Consider the following 10,391-nt stretch of genomic DNA (forward strand, 5'->3'; position numbering starts at 1 on the left):
GCCGGGGCACAACGCGGCGATGGCCGTCCTGGAGGAACCCGGCGCCTGACGGCCCGCCCGCGCACCCGGCCCCTCAGGCGCGGCTGCCGCCGTCGACCCGCAGCACCACACCGGTGACGTACGAGGCACGGTCGCTCAGGAGCCAGGCCGCGGCCTCGGCGATCTCCGCGGGGTCGGCACCGCGGCCCAGCGGGGTCGCCGTGACGAGCTGTTCCAGGATGCCCGGGGTGGCGGCCTCCCAGTCGTCGATCATCTTGGTCAGCGTCCCGCCGGGGGCGATCGCGTTGACCCGGATGCCCTCCGGTCCGTACGTGGCGGCGGCCGACGCGGTGAGGCTGTTGACCGCCCGCTTGGCGGCGCCGTACGCGGGCAGCCACGGGTTGGCCATCAGGCTGCCGACGCTGGAGTTGTTCACGATGGCGCCGGTGCCGGAGGTGGCCCGGATCGCGGCGATCTCGGCGTTCATGGCCAGCCAGGGGCCCTTGAGGTTGACGGAGACGACATGGTCGAACTCCTCCTCGGACAGCTGGTCCAGCGGGCCCGGATGCTGGATGGTGGCCCCGTTGTTGAAGGCGACGTCGAGCCTGCCGTACAGCTCGACGGCCCGGTCCACGGCGGCCCGGACGCTCGCCGGGTCGGCCAGGTCGCAGCGGACGTGGTCCGCGGTGCCGCCCGCCGCGCGGATCTCCTCGGTGACCGCCTTGAGTTCGGATTCGGTGCGGGCCGCTAGCAGGACACGGGCTCCTTCGCGGGCGAACAGCCGTGCGGCCGCGGCGCCGATGCCGCGCCCGGCACCGGTGACGAAGGCGACCTTGTCGGCGAGCAGGGGTGTGATCGTGGTGTGGTCCATGCCGACGAGCCTGCGTCCGGCCGCTGCTCCCAACCAGGCACCGGCAGTGCCTGGCTCGGCCCGTCCGCGTCCGCGCACACTGGGGACGTGGACCGACGAGAACTGGCCGAATTCCTGCGCAGCCGGCGCGCCCGCATCGCCCCCTCCGACGTGGGGCTGCCTGCCGGAGCGCGCCGCCGCACACCGGGCCTGCGCCGCGAGGAGGTGGCGCAGCTGGCGTACATCTCCACCGAGTACTACACCCGGCTGGAGCAGGCCCGCGCACCCCGTCCCTCGCTGGAGGTCCTGGCGCAGGTGGCCCGCGCCCTGCGGCTGTCGGACGCCGAGCGCGACCACCTCCACCATCTCGCGGGCACCCCGCCCGGCCCGCCGTCCGGTCCCTCCCGCGAGGTGCGCCGGAGCATCGTCGACCTGCTGCACCGGCTGCCGCGGGCCGCCGCGTTCGTCATCTCGGCGGCCCACGAGGTCATCGCCTGGAACGACCTGGCGGCCGCCCTCATGGAGGACTTCTCCGCCCTGCCGCGCCGTGACCGCAACCTCGTCCGGCGGGTGTTCCTCGGCCCGCATCCCGAGGGGCGGCGGCTGTACGGGGTCTCGGACGCGGGGGAGTTCGCCCGCTCCGCGGTGCAGCAGCTGCGCGCCGCCTCCGCCCGCTATCCCGACGACGCCGAGCTGACCGGCCTGGTGGCCGAACTGCTGGAGAAGAGCGAGGAGTTCGCGCGGCTGTGGGCCGCCCATGACGTCACGGCCGCCCCCACCCTCCGCAAGACCTTCGACCATCCCGTGGTCGGCCCGGTCGAGGTCAACTGCGACGTCCTGGACATCGCCGACCGCGACCAGCGGGTCGTGATCTACACGGCCTCTCCCGGCTCCCCGTCGGAAGAGGCGCTCCGGCTGCTGTCGGTCGTCGGCACCCAGCGGCTGGACGTGCCCGGCTGAGCCGACCAGAATCTGACGGAGCATCAGAAAACCTCTTCCGTCGTCATCGGGTCTGCGGCATCCTGCGCCCATGCAGACGGAGCTGAGCAAGAAACTGGGAGTCGAGCACGCCGTCTTCGGCTTCACGCCGTTCCCCGCCGTCGCCGCGGCCATCAGCCGGGCCGGCGGCTTCGGAGTGCTCGGCGCGGTCCGCTACACGGCCCCCGACGAACTCAAACGCGACCTCGACTGGATCGAGGCCCACGTCGACGGCAAGCCGTACGGCCTGGACGTCGTCATGCCCGCCAAGAAGGTCGAGGGGGTGTCCGAGGCGGACGTCGAGGCGATGATCCCCGAGGGGCACCGGCGGTTCGTCCAGGACACCCTCGCCAAGTACGGGGTGCCCGAACTCGCCGAGGGAGAGGCGTCCGGGTGGCGCATCACCGGCTGGATGGAGCAGGTCGCCCGCAACCAGCTGGACGTCGCCTTCGACTATCCGATCCGGCTGCTCGCCAACGCCCTCGGCTCCCCGCCCGCCGACGTGGTCGCCCGCGCGCACGAGCGGGACGTCCTGGTCGCCGCCCTCGCGGGCAGCGCCCGGCACGCGGTCAAGCACAAGGAAGCCGGCATCGACATCGTGGTCGCGCAGGGCTACGAGGCCGGCGGCCACACCGGGGACATCGCCTCCATGGTCCTCACCCCGGACGTCGTCGACGCCGTGGATCCGCTGCCCGTGCTGGCCGCCGGCGGCATCGGCAGCGGGCCACAGGTGGCGGCCGCACTGGCACTCGGCGCCCAGGGTGTGTGGCTGGGCTCCATATGGCTGACCACCACCGAGGCCGAACTGCCCTCACCCAAGCTGATCGAGAAGCTGCTAGCGGCCGGCTCCGGCGACACCGTCCGCTCCCGCGCGCTGACCGGCAAGCCCGCACGCCAGCTCCGTACCGAATGGACCGATGCCTGGGACTCCGCCGACGGGCCCGGCACCCTGCCCATGCCCCTGCAGGGCCTGCTGGTCGCCGACGCGGTCTCACGCATCCAGAAGTACGAGGTGGAGCCCCTGCTGGGCACGCCGGTCGGCCAGATCGTCGGCCGGATGACCAGCGAACGCAGCGTCCAGGCCGTCTTCGACGACCTCACCCGCGGCTTCGAGCGAGCCGTCGATCGCATCAACCGCATCGCCGGAAGGAGCGGCAAGTGACGAGCACACCCCCCGCGGGCTTCTGGTCCCAGGCGGCGGCCGACCCCGAGCGTACGGTCCTCGTCGCGCCCGACGGCGAACGGTGGACGGCCGGCCGTCTGCACGCCGCCGCCAACCAACTCGTGCACGGACTGCGGGCCGCCGGTCTCGAACGCGGGGACGCCTTCGCCGTCGTCCTGCCCAACAGCGCGGAGTTCTTCGCCGCGCATCTGGCCGCCAGTCAGGCCGGCTTCTACCTGGTCCCGGTCAACCACCACTTCGTCGCCCCCGAGATCGCCTGGATCGTCGCCGACTCCGGCGCCAAGGTGCTCCTCGCCCACGAACGCTTCGCCGGCGCGGCCCGACAGGCGGCCGACGAGGCGGGCCTGCCCGCGAGCCACCGGTACGCCGTCGGCGAGGTCGAGGGCTTCCGGCCGTACCCCGAACTCCTCGACGGGCAGCCGGACTCGCCGCCCGCGGACCGTGAACTCGGCTGGGTCATGAACTACACCTCGGGCACGACGGGCCGCCCGCGCGGCATCCGCCGCCCACTGCCCGGCAAGCTGCCCGAGGAGGCCTACCTCGGCGGCTTCCTCGGCATCTTCGGCATCCGGCCCTTCGACGACAACGTCCACCTCGTCTGCTCGCCGCTGTACCACACGGCCGTCCTTCAGTTCGCGGCCGCGTCCCTGCACATCGGGCACCCACTGGTCCTGATGGACAAGTGGACGCCCGAGGAGATGCTGCGCCTGATCGACGCGCACCGGTGCACCCACACCCACATGGTCCCGACCCAGTTCCACCGGCTGCTCGCCCTGCCCGACGACGTGAAGGCGCGCTACGACGTCTCCTCCATGCGGCACGCCATCCACGGCGCCGCGCCCTGCCCCGACCACGTGAAGCGGGCGATGCTCGACTGGTGGGGCCCCTGTGTCGAGGAGTACTACGCGGCCAGCGAGGGCGGCGGAGCCTTCGCCACCGCCGAGGACTGGCTGAAGAAGCCCGGCACGGTCGGCAAGGCCTGGCCCATCAGCGAGCTCGCGATCTTCGACGACGACGGCAACCGGCTGCCGCCCGGCGAACTCGGCACCGTGTACCTGAAGATGAACACCGGCGGCTTCGCCTATCACAAGGACGAGGCCAAGACGCGCAAGAACCGCATCGGCGACTTCTTCACCGTCGGCGACCTCGGCCTCCTCGACGAGGACGGCTACCTCTTCCTCCGCGACCGCAAGATCGACATGATCATCTCCGGCGGGGTGAACATCTACCCCGCCGAGATCGAGTCCGTGCTGCTCCAGCACCCCGCCGTCGCCGACGCCGCCGCCTTCGGCATCCCGCACGACGACTGGGGCGAGGAGGTCAAGGCCGTGGTGGAACCGGCCCCGGGACACACACCCGGGCCGGACCTGGCCACCGACATCCTCGCCCACTGCGCCGAACGGCTCGCGGGCTACAAGTGCCCGAAGAGCGTCGACTTCATCACCGAGATGCCCCGCGATCCCAACGGCAAGCTGTACAAGCGACGCCTGCGGGACCCCCACTGGGAAGGGCGCTCACGACCGGTGTGAGCCCCGGCCTCAGGAGCGCACCCGCACGATCCGCAGCGCGGGCGAGGTCAGGATGTCCTTCTCGCAGAACCGGGAGGTCACCCACCTCTCCTCGGAGAACAGCCGGGTCTGGTCGCTGAAGTGCGGCGAGTTCGGGTTCGAGGACTGGGAGTACGTCAGCAGGGTCCGGGCCACCGGACAGCGGCCGCCGTCCCAGCCCACCGCCTGGATGTAGCTGGACCCGGTCGTCACCTCCGTGTATCCGCCGCCCGCCGGGTCCCACACCGGCTCGACCTTGTTCCACACCCCCAGCGACTCGGTGCCGCCCGGCACGGCGATGCGCTTGCCGTTGCGCACGACGAACTGGTGCTCGCCGAGCCGGGAGTCCAGCGCGATGCCCGCGGCCCCGAGTTCGGTGACCGTGTCGGCGAGGGCCCTGGTGAAGGCGGGTGAGGCGGTGTCGAGGGTGTTCGGCGTGTGCACCGGGTCGGCCGCCGAGAACGGCACCTTCCACAGCTGGGCCACGGGCAGCCTCCGCCACAGCCGGTCGAAGAGGAGGGCGCCCCGGCTGCCGGTGTTCGCGGTGCGGTCCCAGGCCGCGAGCACCCGGCAGGCCGCGCGGACGTCCACGGCCCTGCCGTCACTGCCCGTCGCCGTGCCGCCGGGCAGAGCCGCACACGCCTGCGCCGCGTCGGCCGCCACCAGGTCGCCCGCGGGCACCCGGTTCGCGAACTGCTGTGCCTGGAGATCCCGTACGGTCAGCTTTCCGCGCGCGGCCATCGCGGACACGTCCTGGACGGCGCCCCGTGTACGCAACGAGCGCTGGGTGCCCACGGTGCCGAAGACCCGCTCGTAACCCGTCAGCGGGCGCTCGGCGTTGGCCAGCCAGGCGCTGTCGTTGGAGTTCTCCGCGTACGGCGCGTCCTTCAGGACCGGCATCCTCGCCGGGCCGAAAATGCCCGGCTGCACGGCGTCCGGGTCACTGCCGAGGGCGCAGTCGCCGCGTGAGCCGTCGAGGACCGCCACTCCCGAGGCGGGATAGGTGACCTTGCCCAGGGGAGTGGAGCAGCGCTGCGCCAGTTCGTCGGTGATCCGGGGGAGCACCTGCGACTGCGTGAACAGCGTGTGCCCGCGCGCGTCGGCGGCGATGGTGTTGACCCACGGCAGCCCCTGCGTGCGCCGCAGCGAGCCCAGCACGTCGCCCGTGCTGCGGGCCTTGCTGAAGCCGAGGGCGGTGTCCGAGGCACGCAGGTTGGTGGCGTTCGGGTCGCCCAGCGCGTACGCCGTCGTGGTCGTCCAGGGCAGCGGCAGCGCGGCCCCGAGCGAGGTGACGACCGGGCCGTACCGCGTCCACCACTGGGACCGCGTCACCGGTGCGCCGCCCTGGACGGCGACGGTCACCCGGCGTTCGGTCATCCGCTCCGGTCTGCCGTCCACGAGATAGGTGGTCGGGTCGGCCGGGTCCAGGGTGAGCTGGTGCAGGTCGAGGGGGATGCCGGTGGCCACGGTGTGGCTCCAGGCCACCTGCGCGTTGTGGCCTATGGAGACCGTCGCCGAACCGAGGAGCGAACCGCCCGCGACGTTCAGTTCGCCGGGGATGGTCTGCTGCGACTGCCAGAAGCGGCGACCGCCCTGCCAGGGGTAGTGGGGGTTGCCGAGGAGGAGGCCGCGGCCGTTCGCCGTCGTGGCCCCGCTGAAGGCGACCGCGTTGGAGCCCATGTCGGCGGAGTCGGCGGCGAACAGCTCGCGGGCCGCGCGGGCGGCCTCCCGGGCGTCCGGCGCGGCGGCCGTAGGGGCGGCCGTCGGGGCGGTGGGCGCGGGCGGCTGCGCGGCGGTGATGCCGTCCACGGCCCGGCCCTGGCCGCCCAGCACGGCGAGCGCGTAGGTGCGCGCGGCCACGTCCCGGACCGACACGGGACGCACCCAGTCGGCGCCCCGGCACGCCGGGTCGGTGACGCGGTTCTTCGCCAGCCAGGCGTTGTAGCCCGCCGCGAAGCCCCGCATCAGGTCCTTCACCTCGTGGCTCGGGCCCCGTGGCGCGGGCGTGGCCATCAGCTTCTCCACCGTCCCGGCCTCCCGCACGCCGCGGAAGTACAGGTCGCTGGAGACGTTCTTCGTGGCCGAGGAGAGCGCGGAGTCCGCGGCCGCGTCGGCCCCGAAGTAGCGCGAACGCTCGCCGCGCACGGTCACGAACCCGTCGGCGAGGGCGCACACCTGGTCGGCGGCCTGCGCCCACCCGGTGCCGAAGCCGAGGTCCGCGTAGTTCTTCGCGAGGATGTGCGGGATGCCGTACTCGGTGTAACGGATGGTGGCGGACAGACCGCCGTGCGAGGGGTGGTGCTGTCTCTGCTGGTCCTGCGCGGCTGCGGCCGGCAGGGTGCCGACGGCGGCGAACAGGGCGACGGCCGCGACGACGGCGCGTCTGGGGCGGGTGCGCATCGTGCCTCCCAACGTCATTGAGGGAAGGAGCGGTTGAGCGTACCAACCGGTAGGTTGTCCCGTATGACGCCTGGACACGGCAGTACGGTTGACGGAGTGCTGCGGCGCAGCGCGCGGCGCACCCCGGCGCGCGTCGCGGTGGAGTACGGCGCGCGCTCATGGACGTACGAGGAACTCGACGACGCCGTCTCCCGCGCGGCGCGCCTGCTCCTCGACCAGGGCCTCGACCGGGGTGACCGGGTCGCCGCCTACGGCCACAACTCGGACGCGTATCTGATCGCCTTCCTCGCCTGCGCCCGCGCCGGACTGGTGCACGTGCCGGTCAACCAGAACCTCACCGGCGACGATCTGGCGTACCTCGTCGGCCAGTCGGGCAGTGCCCTCGTCCTGGCCGATCCCGGCCTCGCGGACCGACTCCCGGACGGCGTACGGACGTTGCCGCTGCGGGACGCCGACGGCTCACTGCTCGCCGGCCTGGCCGCGACCGAGCCGTACGACGGCCCCGAACCGCGCAGCGAGGACCTCGTCCAGCTGCTGTACACCTCCGGGACGACCGCCCTGCCGAAGGGCGCGATGATGACCCACCGCGCCCTGGTGCACGAGTACCTGAGCGCGATCACCGCCTGCGACCTGAGCGCGGGGGACCGGCCGGTGCACTCGCTGCCGCTGTACCACTCCGCACAGATGCACGTCTTCCTGCTGCCGTATCTCGCGGTCGGCGCGACGAACGTCATCCTCGACGCCCCCGACGGCGACCAGCTCTTCGACCTGATCGAACAGGGCCGCGCGGACAGCCTGTTCGCGCCGCCCACGGTGTGGATCGGCCTGGCCGACCGCCCCGACTTCGCCACGCGTGACCTCGGCGGCCTGCGCAAGGCGTACTACGGAGCCTCGATCATGCCGGTGCCCGTCCTGGAGCGGCTGCGCGAGAGACTGCCGAAGCTGGCCTTCTACAACTGCTTCGGCCAGAGCGAGATCGGCCCGCTGGCCACCGTCCTCGCGCCCGACGAGCACAAGGGGCGGATGGACTCCTGCGGCCGGACCGTCCTGTTCGTGGACGCGCGGGTCGTGGACGAGGAGGGCAAGGAGGTTCCGGACGGCACGCCCGGTGAGATCGTCTACCGGTCACCGCAGTTGTGCGAGGGCTACTGGGACAAGCCCGAGGAGACCGAGGCGGCCTTCCGGGACGGCTGGTTCCACTCCGGCGACCTCGCGGTGCGGGACGCGCACGGCTACTTCACCATCGTCGACCGGGTGAAGGACGTCATCAACTCCGGTGGGGTGCTGGTCGCTTCCCGCCAGGTCGAGGACGCGCTGTACACCCACGACGGCGTCGCCGAGGCCGCCGTGATCGGCCTGCCCGACGAGCGCTGGATCGAGGCCGTCACCGCGGTCGTCGTGCCGCGCGGCGAGGTCACCGAGGCCGAACTCCTGGAGCACGTACGGGAGAAGCTCGCCCACTTCAAGGCGCCCAAGCGGGTGCTGTTCGTGGACGAGCTGCCGCGCAACGCCAGCGGGAAGATCCTCAAACGGGAGCTGCGGGACCGGTTCTCCCTTTGACAGGCCCTAGCGGGGCCGCAGGTCGACGATCCGGCGGATCTTTCCGACGGACCGCTCCAGGGACTCCGGTTCGACGATCTCGACGCCGACCGACACCCCGACGCCGTCCTTCACGGCCGCGGCGATGGCGTGCGCGGCCGCGTCCCTGCTCTCGGGTGTGGCGTCCGGCCGGGCCTCCGCCCGCACGGTCAGGGCGTCGAGACGGCCCTCACGGGTGAGCCGGAGCTGGAAGTGGGGCGCCACGCCCGGGGTGCGCAGGACGATCTCCTCGATCTGCGTGGGGAAGAGGTTCACCCCGCGCAGGATCACCATGTCGTCGCTGCGGCCGGTTACCTTCTCCATCCGGCGGAACACCCGGGCCGTGCCCGGCAGCAGCCGGGTCAGATCACGGGTGCGGTACCGGACGACGGGCATGGCCTCCTTGGTGAGCGAGGTGAACACCAGCTCACCCCTCTCACCGTCCGGCAGGACCTCCCCGGTGATCGGGTCGACGATCTCCGGGTAGAAGTGGTCCTCCCACACATGGAGCCCGTCCTTGGTCTCCACGCACTCCTGTGCGACTCCCGGGCCGATCACCTCCGACAGCCCGTATATGTCCACGGCGTCGATGGCGAACCGCTCCTCGATCTCCCGGCGCATCTCCTCGGTCCACGGTTCGGCACCGAAGACGCCGACACGCAGGGAGGTGCCGCGCGGATCGACGCCCTGCCGCTCGAACTCGTCGAGGAGCGTCAGCATGTAGGAGGGGGTCACCATGATGATCCCGGGCTCCAGGTCCTGGATGAGCTGGACCTGGCGGGCCGTCATGCCGCCGGAGGCGGGGACGACCGTGCAGCCGAGCCGTTCGGCGCCGTAGTGCGCGCCGAGGCCGCCCGTGAACAGCCCGTATCCGTAGGCCACGTGGACCACGTCGCCGGGCCGGGCGCCCGCCGCCCGCAGGGAGCGCGCCACCATGTCGGCCCACAGGGAGAGATCGTTGTCGGTGTAGCCGACGACCGTGGGGCGCCCGGTGGTGCCACTGGAGGCATGGATGCGGCGCACATGGTCCCGGGGCACGGCGAACATCCCGTACGGATAGTTCTCGCGCAGGTCGGCCTTGGTGGTGAACGGGAACAGGGCCAGATCGGCCAGGGACCGGCAGTCGTCCGGCCGGACCCCCGCCTTGTCGAAGGACTCCCGGTAGAAGGGCACGTGTTCGTAGGCGTGCCGCAGCGAGGCCCGCAGCCGCTCCAGCTGGAGCGCCCGCAGCGCCCCGGCATCCAGCCGTTCCCCCGAGTCCAGCAGCTGCGCCGCATCCGTCATCGGAACGTCCCTTTCGCCAACCCTGCCATTGCGGGCGACCGATCATTCGGTCGTGGTGCTGGGGATCAGTAATCCAGGTGAGGCGGACCGAGGCAAGGGCCCGGCCCGATTCGGGGTCCGCGCCCACCGGCCGGCCACCGCCCTCCGGAGCGGCGTTCTGCCCTGGGCAGAGCGGGAGCATGGCCGATCATCCCACCGGATACGTTCGTCGGCATGGACACCGTCAAGGCGAACGGCATCACCCTCGCGTACCGGTCCTGGGGCCCCGAGGAGGCGCCGCCCGCGCTGCTGCTGCACTGCCGGGGCGCGGACGGGGCGGACTGGACCGGGATCGCCGAGCGGCTGGCCACGGGGGCGCGTCCGCGCCGCGTGTACGCGCCCGACCTGCGGGGGCACGGGCGCAGCGACTGGCCGGGGGCGTACGCGTACGAGGCGATGCGCGACGACATGCTCGGCTTCCTGGCCGCGCTCGGCGTCGAGCGTGCCGACGTCGTGGGCCATTCGCTCGGCGGGGCCGTCGCCTGTCTCCTCGCCCAGCACGCGCCGGGTGCCGTACGGCGGCTGGTCCTGGGTGACGTCCCCGCGCGCAAGA

Annotated in this window: 8 protein-coding genes; 5 read left to right on the plus strand and 3 right to left on the minus strand. The window is 72.4% G+C overall.

Features of this window, described 5'->3' with window-relative positions; genetic code table 11:
* Positions 1-73 precede the first annotated feature (73 nt).
* Positions 74-850 carry an SDR family NAD(P)-dependent oxidoreductase gene (locus tag EHS43_RS26530; RefSeq protein WP_125193270.1) on the minus strand — a complete coding sequence of 259 codons (777 nt, stop codon included), beginning with the start codon at positions 848-850 and terminating at the stop codon, positions 74-76.
* Between the two features lie 87 nt (positions 851-937).
* Here EHS43_RS26530 and EHS43_RS26535 point away from each other — a divergent pair, with 87 nt between their 5' ends.
* The 3 genes from EHS43_RS26535 to EHS43_RS26545 all read left to right on the plus strand — a co-directional run bounded on the left by EHS43_RS26535 (position 938) and on the right by EHS43_RS26545 (position 4,519).
* Positions 938-1,789, plus strand: a complete 852-nt coding sequence (locus tag EHS43_RS26535) for a helix-turn-helix transcriptional regulator (RefSeq protein WP_125193271.1) — start codon at positions 938-940, stop codon at positions 1,787-1,789.
* A gap of 70 nt (positions 1,790-1,859) precedes the next feature.
* Entirely contained in the window at positions 1,860-2,969 is a 1,110-nt protein-coding gene (locus tag EHS43_RS26540; RefSeq protein WP_125193272.1) for a nitronate monooxygenase, read from the plus strand.
* Positions 2,966-4,519, plus strand: coding sequence for an acyl-CoA synthetase (locus EHS43_RS26545; protein WP_125193273.1), 1,554 nt, complete (start codon positions 2,966-2,968; stop codon positions 4,517-4,519). The genes EHS43_RS26540 and EHS43_RS26545 overlap by 4 nt, the downstream gene beginning before the upstream one ends.
* A gap of 9 nt (positions 4,520-4,528) precedes the next feature.
* Here EHS43_RS26545 and EHS43_RS26550 read toward each other — a convergent pair whose 3' ends face one another.
* Complete coding sequence (locus EHS43_RS26550; protein ID WP_125193274.1) at positions 4,529-6,937, minus strand: penicillin acylase family protein; 2,409 nt, start codon at positions 6,935-6,937, stop codon at positions 4,529-4,531.
* A gap of 63 nt (positions 6,938-7,000) precedes the next feature.
* Here EHS43_RS26550 and EHS43_RS26555 point away from each other — a divergent pair, with 63 nt between their 5' ends.
* The gene (locus EHS43_RS26555) at positions 7,001-8,497 is read left to right on the plus strand and encodes an acyl-CoA synthetase (RefSeq protein WP_125193275.1); all 1,497 of its coding nucleotides are present in this window, start codon (positions 7,001-7,003) and stop codon (positions 8,495-8,497) included.
* 6 nt (positions 8,498-8,503) lie between these two features.
* Here the strand turns inward: EHS43_RS26555 and paaK are convergent, their stop codons facing one another.
* The gene (paaK, locus tag EHS43_RS26560; RefSeq protein ID WP_125193276.1) at positions 8,504-9,799 is read right to left on the minus strand and encodes a phenylacetate--CoA ligase PaaK; all 1,296 of its coding nucleotides are present in this window, start codon (positions 9,797-9,799) and stop codon (positions 8,504-8,506) included.
* Between the two features lie 213 nt (positions 9,800-10,012).
* Here paaK and EHS43_RS26565 point away from each other — a divergent pair.
* A partial coding sequence (locus tag EHS43_RS26565) for an alpha/beta fold hydrolase (protein ID WP_125193277.1) occupies positions 10,013-10,391 on the plus strand: 379 nt, incomplete at its 3' end.

It is taken from the genome of Streptomyces sp. RP5T, assembly GCF_003933965.1.
GTDB lineage: Bacteria > Actinomycetota > Actinomycetes > Streptomycetales > Streptomycetaceae > Streptomyces.